This window comes from Leucobacter sp. Ag1, from assembly GCF_000980875.1.
GTDB classification, from domain to species: domain Bacteria; phylum Actinomycetota; class Actinomycetes; order Actinomycetales; family Microbacteriaceae; genus Leucobacter; species Leucobacter iarius.
Genome location: NZ_LAYO01000101.1, coordinates 18,354 through 39,443, shown reverse-complemented (window position 1 = coordinate 39,443; position 21,090 = coordinate 18,354). Strand labels below are relative to the sequence as shown.

The window sequence follows — 21,090 nt, the reverse complement described above, 5'->3', positions numbered from 1 at the left end:
AGAACACCATGCCCGAAGGACCAGGGCTCACCAGAGACGAAGTGGTTTCGCTCCTCGGTGAGCGGATCCAGAACGAAGCCGAGGTCGAGGAGTTCCTCGCTCAGGAGCGTCGCGCCGCCGCCGAGAAGGCGTGGGACGACGCGCGCGCCGCTATCCGCGGGATCCCGCACTGGGCAAACCCGGAGACCGGGCAGGGCGGATTCGATCTACAGCCGCTCGGCCCGAACGAGACCTCCGAGGAGGGCGCGTTCATGGAGGTCATGCGTGTGCTTGCAGAGAACCCGTACCGCGCAGAGGAGGTGGCCCCTGATGGCCGGTGACGAGAAGCACGTGCGCAAGCACATCGACAACTTGCGGCTGAGAGTCGCGAATTCGGGCATCCACGATGTCCGGGTCAACGTGGTGACCGAGGACCTCGAAGCTGTGCTCGCCGCTCTCGAGGCCGCGCTGCCGGGAGACGACGACTGGGAGTACGCGATGCGCGAGAGCGGTGAGGACGAGCCGTGGAGCTACACCCATCCGACCCGAGAGCTCCTGCTCAGTGCCGTCGGGTGGATGGCGAAGCGACAGGACATGGAGATCGTGCGCCGGCGTCCGGCTGGCCCGTGGGAGCCCGTCGAGGAGGTGCCCCGTGGCTGACGGATTCACGTTCGACCTCGGCAACGGTATCTCCCTGCAAGCCCGCCGCCTGCCCGGGCATACGAAGCCGTGGCTCGGACTCCTCGTGCCCGGTCCCCAATTCATCGCCCTCGCCGAGTTCATCAGCGATGCCGAGGCCGACTACCTGACCAACACGCTCAAGACGCGCGCGATCATCGTCGCGCCGGTCGAAAGGACCACTGACCATGACGACCACGCCTGAGACCCCGGCCCTACCGGGCGACCTCACCGACTACCAGCACGAGCTGGTGTTCAACGCCCTCGACCGCCTTGCGAACCAGGCCATCCTGTCGGCAGGTGCGACCGTGCTCGTCCCAAAGGGCTCGGACCACATCAAGGCTGTGCGGGATGCCGCCACGGGCGACGCTGAGCTCGTGCGCACTGCTCTCGCGGCTGCTCGTGTCGCCCCGGTCACTCCGAGCGAGGCTGTCGCAACCCGCGAGGAAGGGCAGTGGGCCGAGCTGCGGACCCTTCGCGCGGAACTCGAAGCGGCACAGTCCGCCGCCAACGAACCCGCCCGCGAACTCACGAACGCCGAGATCCTCGAGCGGACCGCGGAGCAGAAGCACGGGGCGGCGGGAGCGCCGGCGCAAGACAGCGGCCGGTGCGGCGGATGCCGAGACCTCGGCCCGCACCGCAACGTGCCGGGCTGCGACTACTACAAGCCCGCACCCGCCCCGGTCACGCCGAGCCCCGAGGAACGCATCGAAGCGGCGACCTGGGCTCTGATCGAGGGCGACACAGACACCAGCGATCGAGGGGTGAGCGATGAGCACTACCGCGAGCGTCGCGCCGAGGTCGAACGGATCGCACCAATTCTCGCCCCGGTCACGCCGAGCGAGCCGACCTACTCGCCCGAGACCCGGCAGTGGACCGGCACCTGCCCGTGCCTCCTCGCCGAGCAGGTCGACCCCGAGTGCGAGTGGCACGGCCGGCCGGAGTTCCGGCGCGGAGGTGCGCCGCACTCGGAAACGCCGAGCCCCGACCGCGAGAAGCCGACCAGGGAGCAGCGTGGGACTCTTGCCAAGGTGATCGAGGGTGCGCTCGCACAGTGCGGGATCAGCGTGACGTACGCGATCTCGGGCCCTGGGGAGCTGTTCGACGTCGCGGGACTCGTGTTCGAGCGGTATCCCGCTCTCGCCGTCCCGCCCGTGGTGAACGCGCCAGCGCTGGCCAGGGTGATCAGGTCGAGCGCTGCACGCTGGGTTCCTGAGTACGACGCCGAGTATTCCTACGAGCGCGAGGCCAGAGAGCTCACCAGCAACATTCTCGAGCGGCAGAACGAATGGTTCGGGACCGGGCGATGAGCGAGCGCAAGCTGATCACCTCGCCCGAACAGGAGGCTTCGCTCCCGTATGGCACGGTCGTGCTCCTCGCCGACGGCTACGCGGCGCAGCTCAACACATGGTCGCCAGGCCGGCGCTGGCATCGCGTGGACTCCACGTACATGACCGCCTTCAACGAGGCCATGCTGCCCGCCCTGGTGCTCTACGAGCCCGACGACTCCGCGAACGCAGCCGAGCGTCAGCGAGAGTGGCAGGGAGAAACTCGATGAGCTTCGGTCAGACGCGGGTGCGTTCCCGGATCTCGTCCGAGTGCTTCCGCAGCGCGGAAAGGACCGCGCCCCGGATGATGGCCCACAGGATCCAGAGCCAGATGATCGTGAAGAAAAGCCAGACGGCGATCGTGAGGACCCAGGCGAGGGTCGTGTCCGGCATGAGGGGATTGTTCATGGCGCCAGGATATCGGCCCGAAAGACCGCGATATGGAGGTTCCGATGCAGGCTGAGCAGTCCCGCACGGAGTGGCTCGAGTGGCACCTCGCGCAAGTCCCGTTCCAGGTCCTCCACATGCGTGAGCTCGCCGAGCACACCGTGCGCGCGCAGGACACGTCCGCGGTCGTCGTCGACGGATCCGGGGAGAAGGCCCGGCTCCCGTTCAACGCCTCCGCCGCGGACGACGCCGACCTCCTCTACGCCACCCTCGTGCTCTTCGCTCAGGAGGTGCAGGAACGCACCGGAAACCCCGCCCCACGCCCCGTACGCGCACGACAATGGCGCGGACGGGACGAAGTGCAGGGCCTCCCGTCCTGTCGCCCCGACGAGGCGTTCGCGCTCTCGACCGAAATCGTGCACTACCTCATCGCGTCCGCCCACCAGATCGCGCACGACGGCGACCTCAACGATGCGCCCGAGCAGCTCGTCGACGTCATCCGGAAGATGCGGGCCCGGTACCCCCGCGCGGAGCCGACCTTCCGCGCATACCGGCCCCGCCCTTGCCCCGTCCCCGGATGCGGCGAGGCCACCATCGAGCCCGTCTACGACGCCGAAGGCCTGGCCGGCTACCGCTGCGACCAGTGCGAGACCACCTGGAATCGCGACGGCGCGCCCGTCGACCAGATCGAGATCCGCGAGAAACGAGGCCCATGATCGAGAACCGGGAACGCTACACCTACCGCCAGGCAGCCGCCCGGGTGAAGCGCTCCGTCATCACCATCAAGCGCTGGCGCAGGCACGGCATGCCGATGGGCTGGCACGAAGGGATGCGCGTCGTCGACCACGCCACCCTCCTGAAGTGGCTCCGAACCACGATCGCGAGGAACGACGCAAACCGCAGGGTCACAGGCGACACGCCGCCGCAACTCGAGCTTGACGCCCCCACCCTGAACCCCCCTAATGTCATGGTTGAGTAAGTGGGCCGGACGCGAGAGATCGCGGCACCGGCCCTTTCTCATTCCTTCCCGCAGCGAGGGGAAGCCGCTTCACAGCCTTCCCCTCGCTCGCACTAATCTGGACACCATGACCACCCCAGATGCGCCGCAGCCGGAGACCGCCGCAACCCCGGCGCCCGCCGCGCCGAAGAAGACCAAGCGCAACCTCATCCTCTGGGGATCCGCCGCAGCCGTCGTCCTCATCGCCGCCGGCGTGACCATCGCGTCCGTCGCAGCAGCCAACCAGGCTGAACACGACCGCGTCGAGCAGCACAAGGCCGCCCTCGAGAAGCGGAAGAACGAGTTCCCGAACGCCGCCAAGGCGTGCGACTTCACGACCTTCCACTACGACACCCTCGACGACGGCGAAGCAGTCGAAATCGACCACGCCGTCATGAAGTACGGCGAAGGCCTCACCGCCACCCAGGTGTTCTGCTTCCTCGGAGAGCTCGACGCCCCCGCGTCCCTCGAAGCCAAGATCAACAACACCCGCGCACTCGACGGCACCCAGACCGAAACCTGGAACCACCTCAAGGCCACCTGGACCTACCACCCAGACAGCGGCCTCAACCTCATCGTCGAACGCACCGACGACCCGCCCAAGCTCAACAAGTAGCGCCCAGCACGAAGGCCCGCCTCCACACCAGGAGAGCGGGCCTTTCGCATACCCCCGACCAACACGAGGAGGAACCCCGTGCCGAACGCCGCGGAACGTTCCGATCCCAACCGCGCACGCCTGCGCGAGCTGCATTCCCGCGAGCTGTCCGCGTCGGCGATCGCGCGCGAGCTCGGCGTCTCGAAGTCGACGATCTCCCGCTGGGCGAAGGACGAGGGTCTCGCGTTCGATCGGAAGCGCACCGCGGACGCGACCGCGGCGAAGAGCATCGACCTCGCCGCCGGCCGCCAGCGTCTCGCGGAGAAGATGCTCCAGCGCGCCGAGGAAGCTCTCGACTCGCTCGGCAAGCCCTACAAGGTGTTCAGCTTCGGCGGCCGCGACAACACGTACGCCGAGCACGAGCTCACGAAGCCCCCGATCGAGGTGCAGCGGAACGCGCTCACCATGGCCGGAATCGCGTTCGACAAGCTCTCACGCGTCGTCGAGCGGGATCCCGACGTCACGGGTGCGGAGTCCGCTGTGCGCGCGCTACAGGCTGGCCTCGACGCCGCGGCGGCCGCGCTGCGCACCCCGCCCGAGGAGACCCCACAGGAGGAGTAGCCCGTGCCGGATGCGCTCGACCCCCTCCTCACCCTCATGTCGAGGGCGCAGATCCTCTCCATCGCCGACTGCCGGCGCAAGAAGATCGCGATCTGGTCCGGCGCCGTGTCGGCTGGGAAGACGTACGTCTCCCTGTACGCCTTCCTCATCGCCGTGCTCGACGCCCCGCCCGGCGGCCGCATCATCATCGTGGGCCGCACGCTCGACACGATCCAGACGAACATCTTCACGCTGCTCACCGACCCGGCGATATTCGGCGAGCTCACGAAGCACGTCCAGTACACGCCCGGCGCGAAGACCGCGCGGATCCTCGGCCGCACCGTCTACCTCTACGGCGCGAACAACGCCGAGTCCGAGACGAAGATCCGCGGCATGACCGTCGCCCTCGCGTACGTCGACGAGGCGACGATCTTGCCCGAGGGGTTCTGGGACATGCTCATGACCCGCCTCCGCGTGCGCGGTGCACGCTGCCTCGCGACCACGAACCCCGGCAGCAAGAACCACTGGCTCCGCAAGAAGTGGATCCTGAAGGCCGACGAGAAGAACGTCATCCACTTCTCGTTCACGATGGACGACAACCCGTCGCTCGACCCTGACTACGTGCGCGACACGAAGGCCCAGTTCGCGGGCATCTTCTACCAGCGCATGATCCTCGGCCAGTGGACGAACGCCGCCGGCGCGGTCTACGCCATGTGGGACGAAGACCGGCACCTCGTGAAGCACGCCGACCTCCCGCCGATCGCGCGCACGCTCGCGGTCGGCATGGACTACGGCACGACGAACACGACCGCGGCTCTGCTGCTCGGCATCACCGACGAGCAGCAGCCGCGCCTCGTCCTCATCGACGAGTGGCACTACTCGTCCGCCGAGCACCACGGCGAGACGCTGCCCGACGTCGAGCTGTCGAAGCGGTTCCGTGAATGGCTCGCCTCGAAGCACGGACCCGAGAAGCGTTACGTGCCCGCGCCCGAGTACGTGTTCCTCGACCCGTCCGCCGCGTCGATGCGCGCGCAGCTCCACGACGATGGCATCACGCCGTGGCAGGCGAGCAACGACGTCCTCAAGGGCATCTCCGACGTGTCGAACCTGCTCGCCCAGGATCGCCTCATCGTGTCCGACCGGTGCGAGGTGTTCCTATCCGAGGTCACCGAATACGAGTGGGACGCGAAGGCCAGCGAAGAGGGCGACGACGCGGTCGTGAAGAAGGACGACCACGCCCTCGACGCCGCCCGCTACGCGATCCGTTCCACCGTCTCGCAGTGGAAGCCGCTGGTCTACGGGCTCGCGGCCTAGAACGGGCCGTGCGCCTCCTCAGCCTCGGCAAAGTGCATGAGCTCGATCTCCTCGAGGTCCCCTCGCAGCCAGGCGAACAGCTGGTCCGTCCCTTTTGTCGCGATGACGGTTGACCTCTCATCGTCCGGCTCGGCGAGGGCGCTGTCAACGACCCTTCGGACGTGGGCAGCGGCGATCGCCTCACCTTTCTCGAGTTCGGCAATCATGCGGGTGCCTGCGAGCATGGCCTCCTTCTTCTCTTCCCACTGGTGGGCGGCCCCTGCCGAGGTATGCAGCGCGTCGACCAGCTCTGCCGCACGGCGGCTCCTCCGGTCGGAGCGATCCGCAGCCGCCGCAGCCGCCTGCGTCTTCGCCTCTCGCAGCCGCCTTCCGCGGTCCAGCCAGGCCGGACCGAAGAACGTTCCGACGAGCGCGACCAGTCCACCAACCACGCTCGCGCAGCTGCTTATCAGCGCGACAACCGCCACATCACTCATAGCTCACGACCATACCGGGAGGTAGATCCACATGCCGATGCCCGGCCCGAACTCGCCATGGCCCCCGAAGGCCTGGCAGCCCGCGTACGACCAGTACGCCCTCAACGACGCCTGGCTCACCGGCGACGTCGCGGCGATCGCACGCTTCGCCGGGAACGACCAGCAAGCCGCAACGCACCGGCACAACGGCACCGGGCACCGCGGCGGCATCGTCGGTGCGGCCTCCCGCATGTTCTGGGGCCGCCCGGTCGGCGACGGCGAACGCTCCCGCGTGCACCTCCCGATCCCGGCGGACCTCGCAACGCTCGCGTCCGACCTCCAGTACTCCGACCCGCCGGTGACGAGCTTCGCCGAGACCGGCGAGACGACACCCACAGATGCCGCCCAGGCCCGCCTCGACGACATCCTCAACTCCGACGCGCACCACGCGATGCTCAACAGCATGGGCGAGATCAAGAGCGCCCTCGGCGCCTCGATCATCGTCCCCCGCTGGGACAAGGAGCTCGAGGAACGGGTGTGGCTCGACTACGCCGCCGCCGACACCGCGATCCCCACGTTCCGGCAAGGCCGCCTCGTCGACGTCACGCTCTGGTCCGAGTGGCAGGACGGCGTGCACTTCTGGCGACACCTCGAGCACCACGCGCGCGGCTACATCGAACACGCCCTGTTCCGCGGCACAAAGTCGAACCTCGGGCGCCGCCGCCCGCTGAAGGACCACCCCGAGACCGCGGTCTGGGCCGCGCTCGTCGACGACAAGGACCAGATCCCGACCGGCATCGACCGTCTCACCGCGGGATACCTCCCGAACGCGCCCGCGCTCGCCTGGCGCAAGGACGGTGCTCTGAAGGACGCCGGCCGCTCCGACTTCAACCAGCTCATCCCGATCTTCGACAACGCCGACGAGACGTGGTCGTCGTGGATGCGCGACCTGAAGCTCGGCGCCGGCCGACTCATCGTCCCCGAGTCCTACCTCCGATCGAACGGGCCCGGCGCCGGAGCGAGCTTCGACCTGCTCCAGGAGATGTTCGTCGGCCTCAACGTCCCCGGCGACCCCGACAGCGGGATGGACCTCACGCCTCAGCAGTTCCAGATCCGCGTGCAGGAGCACAAGGACACCCTCGACGGCATCACCGAGCAGATCCTCCGGAAGGCGGGCTACTCGCCTGCCTCGTGGGGCCTCGGCGACGTCGCGGGAGGCACGGCGACGGCCACCGAGATCCAACATCGCGAGCGCCGCACCGAGACGTCGCGGTCGAAGAAGAACCTCTACGACCGCATGGTGCTCTCCCGCATGGGCAGCGTCGCGCTCGAACTCGACGGGCGCCTGTTCCCCGGCAAGGGCGGCGGCCGCTTCGACCTGAACGTCGTGTTCCCCGACATCTCCCGCGTCGACCCGAAGACCGAGGCCGAGACCATCGGCCTACTGAAGGTCGCCAACGCGATCAGCATCGAGACCAGCGTGCGCCGCGCGAACCCCGACTGGGAGCCCGAAGCGGTGGACGACGAGGTCGAGCGGATCATGCGCGAGCAGGGCCTCACCGCTGCGCCGGACCCGGTCACCCTCGGCCGAGTCGACGACCCGACCGCACCCGAAGATCCCACCGCCCCGAAGGAGTAGCCATGCAGGCAAGGCGCTATCGCAAGAAGCCCGTCGAGATCGAAGCGATCTTGCTCAACGCGGACACGGTCGCGCCGCCGGGTGGGGGTCTCAGCCCTCACGACGCCGCCCACGCTGCAATCGCGGGCTGGATGCTGGGACACGGGTTCCGCGACTTCCGAGTAGCAGGGAACGGCGCCCCCTTCGCGCTCGAGATCGGAACGCTCGAAGGCACGATGACCGCCGCACCAGGTGACTTCGTCATCCGGGGCGTGCAGGGCGAGTTCTACCCGTGCAAGCCCGACATCTTCGCTGCGACCTATTCCGAGGTGACCGAGTAGCGCAAGGGGGTGCCCATGGCTGAACAGTGGCCCGGCGGCACCCCAGCCAACCTCATCGACGACCTCGGACACGCGATCGCCGAGCGATACCGCGCGATCGAAGCCGAGCTCGAGGCGACGCTCCGCCGCTACGCTGAGCAGGCCCTCGACGAGCCCCCGTCGACCGCCGCCCGGCTCGCCGTGATCCGCGACCTCCGCCGCCAGGCCGAGCGCCTCGTCGGCACCGTCTCCCCCGAAGCCCTCGCGCGCCTCGTCACAGAGGAGGCCGCGTCGGGGGCGTCGGCAGAGATCGCCCGCCAGCTCCTCACCATGCCGGCCTACAGCGGGGCCGGGGTCGCGGCACTCACGCAGGCGGGCGCGCTCGCGGTCGCCGCGGTCGAGCTCGAGTTCCGGGACACGCTGCGCGCACTGAACGCCCGCGTCCTGCGCCTCCCGGCGGACGCCTACCAGCGGATGACCGCGCAGATGGTGCCGCAGCTCCTCGCCGGGCTGACGACGTCGCAGGCACTCCATCAGCGCATGCTCGACCGCTACCTCGCGGAGGGCATCACCGGGTTCGTCGACCAGGGCGGGCGCCGGTGGACGATCGGCGCGTACGCCGAAATGGCGACCCGCACCGCCGCCGCGCGCGCCTGGCGAGACCAGTCGGTCGCGTCCATGGCCGCGCACGGCATCCAGACCTTCACGCCCGTGATCGGCGCCTCGGCGTGCACGAAGTGCGGGGCCTGGGCCGGGAAGACCATCACCGACGGCGGCCCGGCCGGGACCGTCACGGTGCGGCACGCGATCACCGGCGAGCCCGTCGAGATCACCGTCGACGGAACGCTCGACGAGATGCGCGCCGCCGGATGGGGGCACCCGAACTGCCGCTGCGTGCTCGTGCCCTCGCTGCCGGGCGCCGCGAACCCGACGGACTACTCGACGCACGACCCGCAGAAGCAGGCCGACCGCGACGAACTGCGCCGCCTCGAACGCGAGGTCCGGCAGGCGAAGCGCGACGGCGACCCCCGCGAGATCGGCGCGGCGCAGGCCGACCTTCGCGACCATGTACGCAAGACCGGGCTCATCCGCCGCGAGTACCGCGAGCAGCTCCCGTTCGCAGACGGCGGCGACAAGAACCCCCGCGGCCGTACGGCACGCCCCCGCCCGTCCCCGTCGAGCTCGGCGGCGAAGGTCGAGAGCGCGCTGCGCGACCTCATCCCCGGCGTGCGCGTGACCGGCCTCGAGCACGTCACCAAGACGCGCATGCCGCAGGTCCTCGGCAACCTGAGCGCGCTCGAGGACCTCGTGCGCCGCTTCCCCGCACTGAAGCAGATCCCCGAGATCACCTTCACCAGCGAACCGGGGAGGTCCAGACTCGCATGGGTGAGCAGCAACCACGAGCGGTCGAAGCTGGTGCACGTCGGCTTCAACCTCGCCCGCGACCTCACCCCTACGAGCGTCGAGCGGATCCGCGCGGTGCGCTGGTTCCACATGGCCGAAGGCGTCGACGGCCGCCGGTACGTCACCATCCACGAGCTCGGCCACGCCGCCGACGTCCTCACCCGCCAGGCGGCGAACCGTGAGGGGATGCGACTCCTACGCGACCTCGTCGACCCCGGCGGCACGCTCAAGACCGACGCTGGTCTGCTGAAGCGGGCGCATGCTCGCGGCCTCATCAGTGAGTACGCCACGAAGAGCGTCTATGAGATGGTTGCAGAGGCCTTCGCCACGGTGGAGACTTCTCCCACGATCGCGACCGACTTCGAGAAAGCCGTGCACGCGGCCCTTGTCAAGGCCCTGAGAGGAAGGTGACCCGGTGCTCCTGCTCCCCGAACCCGTTACCCCGGGCGACTTCGAACACGTCCTCGAAGCCGCCGCCGCAGGCTCGCTCACGTCCGGCCCGTGGGACGAAGCCCTCGACGCCGCGCTCGAGCAGTACGCCGCCGCGCCGACCCTCGAGCACGAGCGCACCGCGCGCGCCGAGCTCGCCCGATGGGTGACCGACTGGAACGAGTCACTCCCCGCCTGACCCTGACCCCCTGATCTGAAGCCCTGCACATCCGTGTGGGGCTTTTTCATGCCCGAAACCTCGGGCTCAACCGATGCCCGAGGAGGCACGACCATGTCCACATCCGCTTTCCAGCGCCAGGCCGACCCCGTCGCGGTCGACTGGTCGATCGGCCGCGCGCCCCTCGCGCTCCGCGGGATCCGCTTCGCCGAGGGCGAGGGAGGCGCGCCGCCGGCCGCTCCCGCTGCACCCTCGGATCCCGCGGCGGCCGCAGCGCCGAACCCCGCGCAGCTCGCCGCGTTCTACGCCGCACAGCACGGCAGCCTGCCCCCGAATCCCTCGCCTGCCGCCGCAGCGCCCGTCGCGCCCGCGGCGCCCGCGCCGATCCAGGGCTTCACGCCCGAGCAGGTGCAGAAGCTCATGACCGAGGGCCAGTCCTTCCAGAAGGCAGCGGAGGAGGCGCAGACCGCGCTCGCTGTGGCGCAGAAGGAGCGCGACGAGGCCCAGGCCCAGATCGCGCAGTTCGCCCGCGAGAAGGCCGTCACGGCCGCCGCCGCGGAGAAGGCGAACCCGGCACTCCTGCTCGACTCCGCATCGTTCCAGGCCGCGATCAAGGACATCGACCTGACCGACGCCGAGAAGCTCGGCGCCGCGATCACCGAGTTCGTGACCGCCAACCCCGCCTACGCCGCGACGCCCGCTGTCGCGGCCCCCACGCTCCCCGGATCGTCCGGGCCCGCCCCTTCGGGCGGCACGACCCCCAAACCCACCACGCTCGCAGGCGCCCTCGCGGCCGCCCTCGGCGACTAACCCTGAAAGGAGCACGCCCTCATGGCTGTTTCGCTCGCTGAATCCAAGAACAACGCCACCACCGACGTCGACGTGCAGGTCATCGACGAGTTCCGCAAGACCGGCGTCGTGCCGGACTCGCTGATCTTCGACGACGTCGTCAACCCCGCTGGCGGCGGCGACACCCTCGCCCACTCCTACCGCCGCCTGAAGACCCAGGCGACGGCCTCCACCCGCGCGATCAACTCGGAGTACACCGACCAGAACGTCGAGACCGAGCTGTTCACGACCGAGCTCGCCGTCTTCGGTGGCTCGTTCTCCGTGGACCGCGTCACCCGTCGCCTCGGCCCGGCCGCGTCGAGCAACGTCGCGCTCAACATGGAGCAGAAGATCAAGGCGTCGAACGCGAAGTTCGCCGACCTCGTCATCAACGGCGACCGCGCCACCGACTCCAACGCGTTCGACGGCCTCGACAAGGCGCTCGTCGGCACCAGCACGGAGCTGGGCCTCGGTGTCGTCACCGACTGGTCCGACTTCGACACGAACGCGCGCGCCGAGCACAAGGCACTCGACCGCATCGACGAGTTCCTCTCCCAGCTCGACGGCGCGCCCGCGCTGATCCTCGGCAACCGCTTCTCCCTCGCCCGCGTCCGCGCCGCTGCGCGCCGTGCGGGCATGTACACCCGCAACCCGATCGAAGACCTCCTCGGTCCCGACGGCCGCCCGATCGAGCGCGAGATGTACGGCAACGTCGTCTTCGGCGACGCCGGCCAGAAGGCGGGCTCGACCGACGAGATCATCCCCGTCTCGACCCGCACCGTGGGCGGGAGCAGCGTCACCGGCCTGACGGATCTCTACGCCTACCGTGTGGGCCTTGACGGCTTCTGCGGTGTCTCGACCATCGGCGGCCAGCTCGCGCAGGCCTACCTCCCGGCGAACGACAACGCCTCCGGCGCTCTCAAGCGCTACGAGGTCGAGATGGGCCCCGTCGCCGTCGAGCTGCGCGCGACGAAGGCCGCCGCCGTCCTGCGTAACGTCAAGGTCCGCTGACCCCACCCTCGCGGGCGGGCCGCACGCCTCCTGTGCGGCCCGCCCGCGCCCGATCATCCCGAGAGGAAGGCCAGACATGGCACCCAAGATTCAGACCCCTGTGGAGGGGTTCACCGGCAAGGTCGCGGGCGTGCACTTCGCCAACGGCGAGGGCGAGACCGACAGCCCCGCCGCGCTCGCGTACTTCGAACGCCACGGCTACAAGGTCGAGGCCGCCGAGCTGACGCCGAAGCAGAAGCTCCAGGCTGAGGCGAAGTCGCTCGGGCTCTCCGAGGAGGGCACGAAGGACGAGCTCGAGGCGCGCATCGCCGAGCACAAGGCCAAGGCCGCGAATCCCGCGACCGGGACCGGCACGGCCAGCGGCGAGCAGAAGAAGGAGGCGGCGAAGTGACCGTCTACCACGACCCGAACGCGCCCGAGGGCCGCGTCGTCTTCGGTGGCGTCGTCTTCACCGATGGTCTCACCGCCGACATCGAGATCGACGAAGGCACCGCCGAGCTGTTCAAAGGCTCCGGCATCGTCGAGGCGTCGGAGGAGGGAGGCGAACCGTCGCCGTCCAAGGCCGACCTTCAGGCTGCGGCCGCCGATCTCGGCCTCTCGACCACCGGCACCAAGGCCGACCTCCAGGCTCGCCTCGACGAGCACGCGGCGCAGTCCGCAGACGGACCGAAGGAGTGAGCATGGGCCGCGTCTACGCCACCAAGGAGCAGCTCGAGGTCTACCTCGAGGGCGAGCCGGTGCCGGACGGCGCGGCCCGCCTCCTCCGCTCGGCGTCCCGCGACGTCGACGACATGCTGCTCACCGCGGTCTATGCCGTCGACGCCGCGGGGATGCCGACCGATCCCGGCGTCGCCGAGGCGCTGCGCGAGGCGACCTGCCTCCAGGCGATGCACCGCGACGAGCACGGCGACGAGATCCAGATGATGCAGGCCGGGGAGGCTGCGAGCCTCGGCCCGCTGAGCCTCGGCACGGGGGCCGGAAATGCCGGATCCGTTTCGATCCCGCGGTGGAACCCCGAGGCGTTCCGCGTGCTGCGGCTCGCCGGCCTCATCCCGGGGACGGTGCGCGATGGGTAGGCGGATCCCCGGGAAGCTGCTCCCGCACCGCGGCCTCGTCATCGTCGAGCCGCACCTTGGCGGCGGCGCGAACGGCCGAGCCTACGGCCCGCCGATCACCGTCGCACGAGCACAGATCGTTGACGTGCGTGCCAAGGCCGGTGACCAGTACGACGGGCAGCGCATCGCCACGGGCACGGTCTACTTCGAGCGCTCTGCCCTCGCCGAAATCCCTCCGCTGGAGTCGAGGGTGACACTCTGGGCCGGCACCTCTGATGAGTCGACCGGCACCGTCGAGGCTGTCACCTGCTACGAGCACCCGCGGATCGCGGACCTGCTGGAGGTGAAGCTGCGATGAGCGCCAACCTCGAGTGGAACGGCGACGAGTTGCTCGCTCGCCTCACGGGCGCCGCGCCCGCCGCGCTGAACCACGGCGCCGAGCTGCTTCGCGGCTTCTCGGTGCCGCTCGCCCCGATCGACCGAGGCCCGCTGCGCGCGTCCGCGCAGGTTACCGAGGCGACCGCGGGAAACCTCACCGCGCATGTCTCCTACGACACCCCGTACGCGGCACGTCAGCACGAGGAGCTCGACTGGAACCACGACGAGGGGCAGGCGAAGTACCTCGAGGCCCCACTCGAGGAGCACGAGGCCGACCTTATGCAGGCGATCGCCTCTCGCCTCGGCGACGAACTAGGGATCTCATGACCGCCTACACGCCCCGCGGTTACACCGCCCGTCTCATGGTCGGCATCGCCGAGCGGATCTCGGCGGCCGGCCTCGCGGTCTACGACCCCGAGATGAAGCCCTACCCCGCCGGCGTGCGCGGGGTCTACTTCGACCACTCCCCGACCGGGCCCGGCGCCGAGGCCGTGTCGACGTGCGTCATCACGCCGTACATGCCGCAGCCCGGTGTCCTCGACGTCGAGCGCACTCGGATCCAGGTCCGGGCCCGGCACGCCGGTCTCGGCCCGCTCGAGGTGCGCGACTGGCTCGACGACCTCCGGGCCCTCTTCCCCGACAAGACAGCGATGGTACTCGGCGGGATCCAGCTTGACCGAGTCCGACAGATCGGTTCTACGACATGGGGCGAACCGTCGAAGACGGGCGCGCTCGAGTCGACGTGGAACCTCGAATGCCGCGGCAACCGCTACTCCTAGCTCACCCGCGCTCAGACCCAAGGCCCTGGCATCCGCCCGGGCCTTTCTCGTATCCCCAGAAGGAGGACCGCCATGGTCTACACCCCGCCCGCCCCGACCCAGGGCAGCAACGCGAACTCCTACGAGTTCCACCTCGACGTCGCGTCCGTGCCCGTCTCCCCCGCCACCGAGCCGACCTGGCTCAGCGGCCCGGACATCACCGGCCTCCAGCCCAACGCGGCCCCGAAGACCGCCGACGGCACGACCTATGCGAACCGCGGTCAGGACGACACCCCGACCGTCGGCGAGACCTTCACCGTCGCGTTCGACGCGAAGCCCGTGAAGAACACGGCCGGCTCGATCCAGCCGTTCATCTCCCTCCTGATCGCGGCCGCTCAGGCCACGCTCAAGGGCGGCGACCCGACGAAGAAGGTCATCCTCGCTCGCGTCTATCACGAGACCATCCCGGAACTGTCCTGGCAGTTCACCGCCGAGGTGAGCTTCCAGCGCAAGAACACCGGAAACGCGGACGTGGAGTTCCTGAGCTTCACCCTCACGTCGAAGGGCGATCGCGAGATCGTCGACAATCCCGCGATCACCACCCCCTAGCCCGGGGCTCCAGACCCCTCGGGGCGCGCATGGTCGTGCCGCGCCCCGAGGTACCCCCCTCGCACGACCGCCTCAGACTTCAAGGAGCACGACCATGCCCATCACCGCACGCGAAGACGGAAGCTGCCTCGTCCTCGACCTCGGCCACTCCGAGTTCAGGATCCCGCCCATGCCCGGACGCCACGGACGCGAAGCCCTCGGAATCCTCCTCGGCATCACCTTCGGCCATACCCGCAGCGACGGCGGCGAAGACGCGGAGAACGCCGACACCGAGAAGCTGCGCCGCATGGTGCTCGTGCTCAGCGGGCCGCGCGGATGGCTGCGCGAGCGCCGCTTCCAGGCGCTCCGGGCCTCCGAGCAGCAGGCCGTCAGCCAGGCAGCGATCCTCTGGAACGTGCAGGGCGGATCGCTCGACGCCGTCCAGGACCTCCTCGATGAGACGGACGGCGGCTACCCAAAAGCCCTCGGTCGCGTGATGCGATCCTGCGGGCTGGGCGATCAGTACGACGCGCTGAAGACATGGCTCGATTCGGTGGCCGCGCTCTCGGCGATGGGTTCTACGCCGAACCCGACTGGTGGCCGGAGTACCTCCGCCTAGAGCGCGAGGAAGCCGACCGAGACGGCCAGGGCGTCGACTCCCGTCAGCTCTGGGAGCACGCGCTCGAGCACTGGCGCGACTACGTGCTCCCTGACCTGGCGCGCTTCTACCCTGCGCTCCCCATCGCGGAGGCGCGGTTGCTCGCGCGCCCCTGGCGAAGCCTGCGCGAGTTCGTGCTCGCGCTCTTCGCCACCCCCGACAGCCTCACGGGCGCGACCTTCGCGCACCGCAACACCCCGAAGGAGTAGCGCATGTCGTTCGAAGTCGGTCGGCTCTCCGCCGCGCTCACGCTCGACGGCGTCGACGAGACCACCCGCGGGCTCGGGCGCGTCAAGGCCGGATTCGGCGAGGCCCGCACCTCTGCCGAGGGCGCCGCACAGGGCGCGACGACGTTCTCCAAGGGCATCCGGCAAATGGCGACGCAGAACGCCTCGGACCTGACGCTGATGGGGTCCGCGTTCACGAAGCTCGGGCTCGCATCGGCGGCGGCCGCTGGAGTGGCGCTCGCGAAGTGGGCCAACTTCGACGAAGCCATGTCGGCGGTCAAGGCAGCGACGCACGAGTCCGAGAGCGTGATGCGTGAGCTCGAGCAGGCCGCGATCCAGGCGGGCGCTTCCACGGTGTTCTCGGCGACGGAAGCCGCGAACGCGATCGAGGAGCTCGCGAAGGCGGGCGTCTCGACGGCAGACATCCTGAAGGGCGGCTTGCAGGGTTCCCTCGACCTCGCCGCCGCGGGCGGCCTCGGCGTCGCGCAGGCTGCGGGGATCGCGGCCACCGCACTCCAGGTCTTCGGCCTCAAGGGCTCCGACATGTCGCACGTCGCCGATCTCCTCGCGGCCGGCGCGGGCAAGGCGATGGGCGACGTCACGGACCTGTCCCAGGCGCTCAACCAGTCCTCGATGATCGCCTCGCAGACGGGGCTCTCGATCGAGGAGACGACCGCCGCGCTGAGCGCGTTCGCGTCGCAGGGCCTCCTCGGCTCCGATGCAGGCACGTCGTTCAAGACGATGCTCATGCAGCTCTCACGCGAGACCGGCCCCGGCGCCGAGCTCATGAAGAAGCTCGGCATCAACGCGTTCGACGCGCAGGGCAAGTTCGTGGGCCTCGCGAACTTCGCCGGCCAGCTCGAAACGAAGCTCGCGACGATGAACGATGCCCAGCGCCAGGCGGCGCTCGGCACCATCTTCGGATCTGACGCGATCCGCGCGGCCTCGGTCATCTACTCCGAGGGCGCGTCCGGGATCCAGGACTGGATCAACAAGGTCAACGACCAGGGGTACGCGGCCGAGACCGCGGCGGCCCGCCTCGACAATCTGAAGGGCGACCTCGAAGCGCTCGGAGGCGCTCTCGACACCGCGTTCATCCAGACCGGGTCCGGAGCGAACGAAGCGCTTCGCGGCATGGTACAGCTCCTCACGCAGGCAGTGGACGCCTACAACAGCCTCCCGGCTCCGTTGCAGTCCGCGATCCTCGGCGTCACGCTGCTGGCCGCCGGCGTCGGCCTGCTCGGCGGCGCGTTCATGAAGGGCGCTGTGCAGCTCGCCGAGTTCAAGGCCGCCACCGTCGCCCTCGGCTGGTCCACCGCCGGGCTGAAGACCGGACTCAGCAGCATCGGGAGCTTCCTGACCGGGCCATGGGGCATCGCGCTGGTTGCCGCGACGACGGCTGCTCACATGTTCAGCGTCGCCCTCGAAGACGGGCGTGCGACCACAACGCAGCTCGAGTCCGCGATCAAGAACACGGCCAACTCGGCGGATCTGCTCGCGACCGCGTTCCAGCAGAGCGACACGGCGAAGTTCTGGGTTGGTGACTTCTCGAAGCAGCTCGAGGAGCTCGGCTCCGTGCTCGAGCGGACGAACGGCTACTCGGACGGATTCGTCTTCATGGAAGGCTTCGCCGACCAGGAGATGATCAACCGGATCCGCGACTCGGGGAAGGCCCTCGCCTCGGTTGCTGAGTCGGACGCGCCCGCCGCGCAGCGCGCCTTCGCGGACCTCGCGAAGACGTACAAGCTGACCAACGACCAGGCCGCGATGATGCTCGATCGGATGCCCGAGTTCCGGGACTCCCTCGTGAAGATCGCGGACGACATGGGCGTCGCGTCGGACGACTCGAACTTGCTGAAGATCGCGCTCGGCGAGATCGGTCCCGCTGCCGAGAAGAGCGCAGCGGGCACCGACCAGCAGATTTCGTCGCTCGTTGAACTCGCCGGTGCCGCGCAGTCGACCGGCGACAACATCAAGGAGCTCTCGGACCAGATCAAGGGATTCGGCGAGTCTCAGTTCGATGTCGACGAGGCCGCGAGCAAGCTCCAGGACCAGTACCAGAAGCTCACGGAGACGCTCAACGCTGGCGGTGGCGCTCTCGGTCTCACCACCGAGACCGGACGCGAGACCGAGCAGACGCTCCGCGACGTCGCCTCGGCAGCGAACGACAGCGCCGGCGCGACGCTGTTTCTCACGGGCAGCCAGGAGAAGGCAAACGCGATCCTGAAGGAGGCGCGGGAGAAGATCGTGGATGCCCGTGTGGCGCTTGGCGATTCGAAGCCCGAGGCGATCGCGTGGGCCGACTCCCACGTCTCCTCGGCCGCCAAGGTCTCCGACGCAATGGCTCAGGTCAAGGCCAGGTTGGACCAGATTCCGGCAGAGCGGAAGATCGAGATCGACGCGGACGCGGCCTCGGCGTACAAGAGCATCGAGGGCGTCCAGGTCGTGCAGATCAGCGACAAGACGGCCGTAGTCGTGGGCGACAACGAAAGCGCCATGGCGAAGGTCCGCGAAGTCCAGGAGGCGCAGACCCCTGAAAAGGTCGTGCAGATCGACGCGAACGCGGCCGACGCATTCGCGAAGATCGACGGCGTCAACGTCGTGAAGATCGACGGGAAGACGGCCTACGTCTACGGCAACTCGAACGACGCGCAGGCGAAGATCGACGGCGTCATCCGGAAGGGCATCCCGGGCAAGACGACCGTGATCGGCGCAAACTCTGCCGGGTTCTGGTCCGCCTGGACCGCGATCCAGTTGCAGCAGTCGATCACGAAGACGGTCGACATCATCACCCGCACCTTCTCCGTCGACGGCGGCAAGAAGTTCGCCGGTGGCATGGTGACCCCGTTCTACCAGGGCGGCAAGGTGCAGAACTTCGCCGCCGGCGGGTTCCCGTCCGGGCTGTACCAAGGCGTCGTCGGCGGGATCCCGAAAGCCGGACTCGACGGAAAGACGCACATCTTCGCGGAGCGTGAGCTCGGTGTGCCGTGGGAGGTCTACCTCTCCGGGCACCCGTCGTACCGAGAGCGGAACATCGGGCTCGCGCTCGAGGCGCTCAAGCGCATGGCGTTCCCGGTAATCCCGGCGACCGCGCTCGGCGGAGTCCGACAGTTCGCGACCGGCGGCGGGATTCCCCCGGCTCCGGCCCCGGCGGCGCCCAACGCGCCGGTGCGGTCGCGCTTCGAACGTCGACGCCGCGGCGACGGACCCATCGTCGGCACCGTGCATCTCGGCGCTGGCGCCACTCGGAACGATCTGCGCGAGCTCGAAGAGACGCTCGGCGACCTGCTGAAGGAGGGCTGACCATGTACGGGGACTGGATCCTCACCTACCCCGGGACCGCGTACCGGTTCGGCCCTCCGCAGTGGCCGGTCCAGTTCGTCGGCGTGGAGGTCTCCACAGACTCCTACCGCGTCGACGACACCGCGGTGCCGCGCGGCGACGGGCAACTCTTCGGGCAGGACTTCGTCGAGCCCGGCGAGATCAAGATCAGCGTGAAGATCGACTTCACCACCGCACCGTACCCGGTCGAGGAGTGCGCGCGCCTCGCGTGGGAAGCGCGCACGGAGCTCGCGAGGGTCTGGCGCGCCGACGCCGTGCGCCAGACCCCGGGACTCCTCGCCGAACTCACCATGGGCGGCGTGCAGATGGTCGAGGGCCGGCCCCGCCGGGCGAAGTTCGACGACGACCACCAGGGCGTCGGCCTCATCTTCGCCGAGCTCTACTTCGTGCCCGCCGATCCGACGGCGTACACGGTCGACGCGGACGGTAACTCGACCTGGCACGAGCAGACGGTCGACCTCGTGCCGCCGATCAGCGGCGGCCTGGTGGCCCCGCTCGTCGCCCCGCTGTCGACGATGTACGACTCCGACCGGAGCCGCCCGTTCGTCGTCGGCGGCACGGCCCCGGCCTGGCCGATCATCCGCGTGAAGGGCCCGATCAACGCGGGCGCGCAGGTCGATCTCGTGTCCCGATGGACGGTGCGCCTCACCCGCGCGCTCGCCTACGACGAGACCGCGGAAATCGACTGCCGCCCCGGCCGCCAGGCGTCCCGCCTCAACGGGCAGGGACGCAACGTGCTCGCTCCCGACACCGACTTCAGTCGCCTGTCGATGACCCCGGGCCCCCAAGAACTGACCCTGCGCGGGACCTCGATGGAGGGCACCGCGTCCGTCACCGTGCGGTGGCGCGAAACGAGAGGAGCCATCTGACATGGCAAGCACCGATGTTGCGAAGGTCGACAGGTGGTTCATCGGCGGCGGCGCCGTCCACACCCCGGAGAGCGCACGCAGGCAGACCTACGCCTCGACCGGCGGCGCGGAAGGAGTCGGCGGCGCCGGCGATCTGCTCGTGCGCCCGTGGGCCGTGCCCGGGCAGGGCGTGCGCGTCGCGATCGGGTCCGGGCTCGCGCTCTCCCGCTACGTCGGCGGTGAGGCGCAGACCTACATGGGCACCGCGTACGCGGAGCAGATCATCAACACCACGCCCACCGGATCCTCGCCGAGCACGGGCCGCTCGGATCTGATCGTGATGCGCGTGAAGGACCCCTACGCGCAAGGTTCCCCCTGGCCTGCCCCGGCGCTCGAGGACCGCCCCGCCGAGCAGTACGTCTACTTCGAAGCGATCCCCGGAGTGCCGACCACCACGACCAGGCTCCAGGACGTCCCCGGACGCCAGAACGACACAGGGATCGCGCTCGCACGGATCGACTTCCCGGCGAACACCGGCACGGTCAACGCCAGCATGATCAAGGACCTCCGGAAGGTCGCGCGACCGCAGCGGGAGGACGTCACGTTCGCCCGCCCGCGGGTCGCCGCCGACGACTCCCCGCAGAACTACCTCACCGCCACCGTCGCGAACGGCGGCGAGTTCTTTCCTGGCGGCGGCGGGTACAGCAACGAGTTCACCGTCGACGTTCCCACCTGGGCTACCCGCGTCATCTTCGACGCGGAGTGGATCTCCGTGAATTACGGCCCCGACCGCCGGCCCGTCGGTCGCTACTGGCTCGAGTTCGGGGACGAGTACCGGCCCGGCACCTGGCCGGGGAAGCAGCAGTTCGAGTTCGCGACCCAGCAGTTCCCGTTCAACGCAACCCGGAACGACGCTGGCTCGACCTCGAACTGGCCGCTCGCCGACAACCGCTCGGTGCCCGTGAAACTCCGCGGGAAGAAGATCACGGTCTGCTTCAAGGCCGGCGTGCAGAACGTCCCCGGCGCCAACCACACCTGGATGGACGCGCTCTCCGGCTTGAAGTGTCGCATCACCTTCGTGGAGTCGTCGGCGACTTTCGAAGACGCAATCTAGG

Annotated in this window: 30 protein-coding genes; 28 read left to right on the top strand and 2 right to left on the bottom strand. The window is 69.3% G+C overall.

All coding sequences use genetic code 11. The features are described from left to right. Positions 1–8 precede the first annotated feature (8 nt). The 5 genes from XM48_RS10645 to XM48_RS10625 are packed head-to-tail and all read left to right on the top strand — an operon-like array spanning position 9 to position 2,215. Entirely contained in the window at positions 9–320 is a 312-nt protein-coding gene (locus XM48_RS10645; protein ID WP_046455795.1) for a hypothetical protein, read from the top strand. Next, complete coding sequence (locus XM48_RS10640) at positions 310–639, top strand: hypothetical protein (protein WP_046455794.1); 330 nt, start codon at positions 310–312, stop codon at positions 637–639. Before XM48_RS10645 ends, XM48_RS10640 begins: the two co-directional genes overlap by 11 nt. After that, positions 632–862: a hypothetical protein gene (locus XM48_RS10635; protein ID WP_046455793.1), complete on the top strand. Its 231-nt coding sequence runs from the start codon at positions 632–634 to the stop codon at positions 860–862. Before XM48_RS10640 ends, XM48_RS10635 begins: the two co-directional genes overlap by 8 nt. Further along, a complete protein-coding gene (locus XM48_RS10630) occupies positions 846–1,967 on the top strand; it encodes a hypothetical protein (protein ID WP_046455792.1) in 1,122 nt (373 codons plus the stop codon). Before XM48_RS10635 ends, XM48_RS10630 begins: the two co-directional genes overlap by 17 nt. Beyond that, positions 1,964–2,215, top strand: a complete 252-nt coding sequence (locus XM48_RS10625) for a hypothetical protein (protein WP_046455791.1) — start codon at positions 1,964–1,966, stop codon at positions 2,213–2,215. Before XM48_RS10630 ends, XM48_RS10625 begins: the two co-directional genes overlap by 4 nt. Before the next feature lie 7 nt (positions 2,216–2,222). Here XM48_RS10625 and XM48_RS17945 read toward each other — a convergent pair whose 3' ends face one another. Continuing rightward, on the bottom strand, positions 2,223–2,393 hold the full coding sequence (locus XM48_RS17945) for a hypothetical protein (protein WP_156175031.1): 171 nt from the start codon (positions 2,391–2,393) through the stop codon (positions 2,223–2,225). A 44-nt stretch (positions 2,394–2,437) separates the two neighbouring features. On the opposite strand from XM48_RS17945, the gene XM48_RS10620 reads away from it, so the two are divergent. The 5 genes from XM48_RS10620 to XM48_RS10600 all read left to right on the top strand — a co-directional run bounded on the left by XM48_RS10620 (position 2,438) and on the right by XM48_RS10600 (position 5,878). After that, entirely contained in the window at positions 2,438–3,088 is a 651-nt protein-coding gene (locus XM48_RS10620; protein WP_156175030.1) for a hypothetical protein, read from the top strand. Then, entirely contained in the window at positions 3,085–3,351 is a 267-nt protein-coding gene (locus XM48_RS10615) for a hypothetical protein (protein WP_046455789.1), read from the top strand. The genes XM48_RS10620 and XM48_RS10615 overlap by 4 nt, the downstream gene beginning before the upstream one ends. A 106-nt stretch (positions 3,352–3,457) precedes the next feature. Further along, positions 3,458–3,985, top strand: a complete 528-nt coding sequence (locus XM48_RS10610) for a hypothetical protein (RefSeq protein WP_046455788.1) — start codon at positions 3,458–3,460, stop codon at positions 3,983–3,985. A gap of 78 nt (positions 3,986–4,063) precedes the next feature. Continuing rightward, complete coding sequence (locus tag XM48_RS10605; protein WP_052961446.1) at positions 4,064–4,585, top strand: winged helix-turn-helix domain-containing protein; 522 nt, start codon at positions 4,064–4,066, stop codon at positions 4,583–4,585. Between the two features lie 3 nt (positions 4,586–4,588). After that, a complete protein-coding gene (locus XM48_RS10600) occupies positions 4,589–5,878 on the top strand; it encodes a PBSX family phage terminase large subunit (RefSeq protein ID WP_052961445.1) in 1,290 nt (429 codons plus the stop codon). Here the strand turns inward: XM48_RS10600 and XM48_RS10595 are convergent. After that, complete coding sequence (locus XM48_RS10595; RefSeq protein ID WP_046455787.1) at positions 5,875–6,354, bottom strand: hypothetical protein; 480 nt, start codon at positions 6,352–6,354, stop codon at positions 5,875–5,877. The genes XM48_RS10600 and XM48_RS10595 overlap by 4 nt on opposite strands. A 31-nt stretch (positions 6,355–6,385) precedes the next feature. Between XM48_RS10595 and XM48_RS10590 the strand changes: the two genes are divergently transcribed. The 18 genes from XM48_RS10590 to XM48_RS17000 all read left to right on the top strand — a co-directional run bounded on the left by XM48_RS10590 (position 6,386) and on the right by XM48_RS17000 (position 21,089). Next, positions 6,386–7,972 (top strand): phage portal protein, encoded by a 1,587-nt coding sequence (locus tag XM48_RS10590; RefSeq protein ID WP_046455786.1) that lies wholly within the window; start codon positions 6,386–6,388, stop codon positions 7,970–7,972. A gap of 2 nt (positions 7,973–7,974) precedes the next feature. Next, positions 7,975–8,292, top strand: coding sequence for a hypothetical protein (locus XM48_RS10585; protein WP_046455785.1), 318 nt, complete (start codon positions 7,975–7,977; stop codon positions 8,290–8,292). Between the two features lie 15 nt (positions 8,293–8,307). After that, entirely contained in the window at positions 8,308–10,086 is a 1,779-nt protein-coding gene (locus XM48_RS10580; protein WP_046455784.1) for a phage minor capsid protein, read from the top strand. A gap of 4 nt (positions 10,087–10,090) precedes the next feature. Further along, entirely contained in the window at positions 10,091–10,303 is a 213-nt protein-coding gene (locus tag XM48_RS10575) for a hypothetical protein (protein WP_046455783.1), read from the top strand. 93 nt (positions 10,304–10,396) lie between these two features. Continuing rightward, the gene (locus XM48_RS10570) at positions 10,397–11,092 is read left to right on the top strand and encodes a hypothetical protein (protein WP_046455782.1); all 696 of its coding nucleotides are present in this window, start codon (positions 10,397–10,399) and stop codon (positions 11,090–11,092) included. A gap of 21 nt (positions 11,093–11,113) precedes the next feature. Then, positions 11,114–12,121 carry a major capsid protein gene (locus tag XM48_RS10565; protein WP_046455781.1) on the top strand — a complete coding sequence of 336 codons (1,008 nt, stop codon included), beginning with the start codon at positions 11,114–11,116 and terminating at the stop codon, positions 12,119–12,121. Between the two features lie 76 nt (positions 12,122–12,197). Further along, positions 12,198–12,512 carry a hypothetical protein gene (locus XM48_RS10560; protein ID WP_046455780.1) on the top strand — a complete coding sequence of 105 codons (315 nt, stop codon included), beginning with the start codon at positions 12,198–12,200 and terminating at the stop codon, positions 12,510–12,512. Then, positions 12,509–12,799 carry an SAP domain-containing protein gene (locus XM48_RS10555; RefSeq protein ID WP_046455779.1) on the top strand — a complete coding sequence of 97 codons (291 nt, stop codon included), beginning with the start codon at positions 12,509–12,511 and terminating at the stop codon, positions 12,797–12,799. The genes XM48_RS10560 and XM48_RS10555 overlap by 4 nt, the downstream gene beginning before the upstream one ends. Positions 12,800–12,801: 2 nt before the next feature. Beyond that, on the top strand, positions 12,802–13,197 hold the full coding sequence (locus XM48_RS10550) for a hypothetical protein (RefSeq protein WP_046455778.1): 396 nt from the start codon (positions 12,802–12,804) through the stop codon (positions 13,195–13,197). Beyond that, a complete protein-coding gene (locus tag XM48_RS10545) occupies positions 13,190–13,534 on the top strand; it encodes a hypothetical protein (protein WP_046455777.1) in 345 nt (114 codons plus the stop codon). Before XM48_RS10550 ends, XM48_RS10545 begins: the two co-directional genes overlap by 8 nt. Continuing rightward, positions 13,531–13,881 (top strand): hypothetical protein, encoded by a 351-nt coding sequence (locus XM48_RS10540; RefSeq protein WP_046455776.1) that lies wholly within the window; start codon positions 13,531–13,533, stop codon positions 13,879–13,881. Before XM48_RS10545 ends, XM48_RS10540 begins: the two co-directional genes overlap by 4 nt. Continuing rightward, a complete protein-coding gene (locus XM48_RS10535; RefSeq protein WP_046455775.1) occupies positions 13,878–14,333 on the top strand; it encodes a hypothetical protein in 456 nt (151 codons plus the stop codon). Before XM48_RS10540 ends, XM48_RS10535 begins: the two co-directional genes overlap by 4 nt. A gap of 72 nt (positions 14,334–14,405) precedes the next feature. After that, positions 14,406–14,921 (top strand): phage tail tube protein, encoded by a 516-nt coding sequence (locus XM48_RS10530; protein WP_046455774.1) that lies wholly within the window; start codon positions 14,406–14,408, stop codon positions 14,919–14,921. A gap of 94 nt (positions 14,922–15,015) precedes the next feature. Then, positions 15,016–15,519 (top strand): hypothetical protein, encoded by a 504-nt coding sequence (locus tag XM48_RS10525; protein ID WP_046455773.1) that lies wholly within the window; start codon positions 15,016–15,018, stop codon positions 15,517–15,519. Continuing rightward, positions 15,441–15,767, top strand: a complete 327-nt coding sequence (locus tag XM48_RS10520; protein ID WP_046455772.1) for a hypothetical protein — start codon at positions 15,441–15,443, stop codon at positions 15,765–15,767. Before XM48_RS10525 ends, XM48_RS10520 begins: the two co-directional genes overlap by 79 nt. Before the next feature lie 3 nt (positions 15,768–15,770). Further along, positions 15,771–19,088 (top strand): phage tail tape measure protein, encoded by a 3,318-nt coding sequence (locus tag XM48_RS17005; RefSeq protein ID WP_052961443.1) that lies wholly within the window; start codon positions 15,771–15,773, stop codon positions 19,086–19,088. Between the two features lie 2 nt (positions 19,089–19,090). Then, positions 19,091–19,996: a hypothetical protein gene (locus XM48_RS10510; protein ID WP_046455771.1), complete on the top strand. Its 906-nt coding sequence runs from the start codon at positions 19,091–19,093 to the stop codon at positions 19,994–19,996. 1 nt (position 19,997) lies between these two features. Beyond that, entirely contained in the window at positions 19,998–21,089 is a 1,092-nt protein-coding gene (locus XM48_RS17000) for a hypothetical protein (RefSeq protein ID WP_052961442.1), read from the top strand. Position 21,090 lies beyond the last annotated feature (1 nt).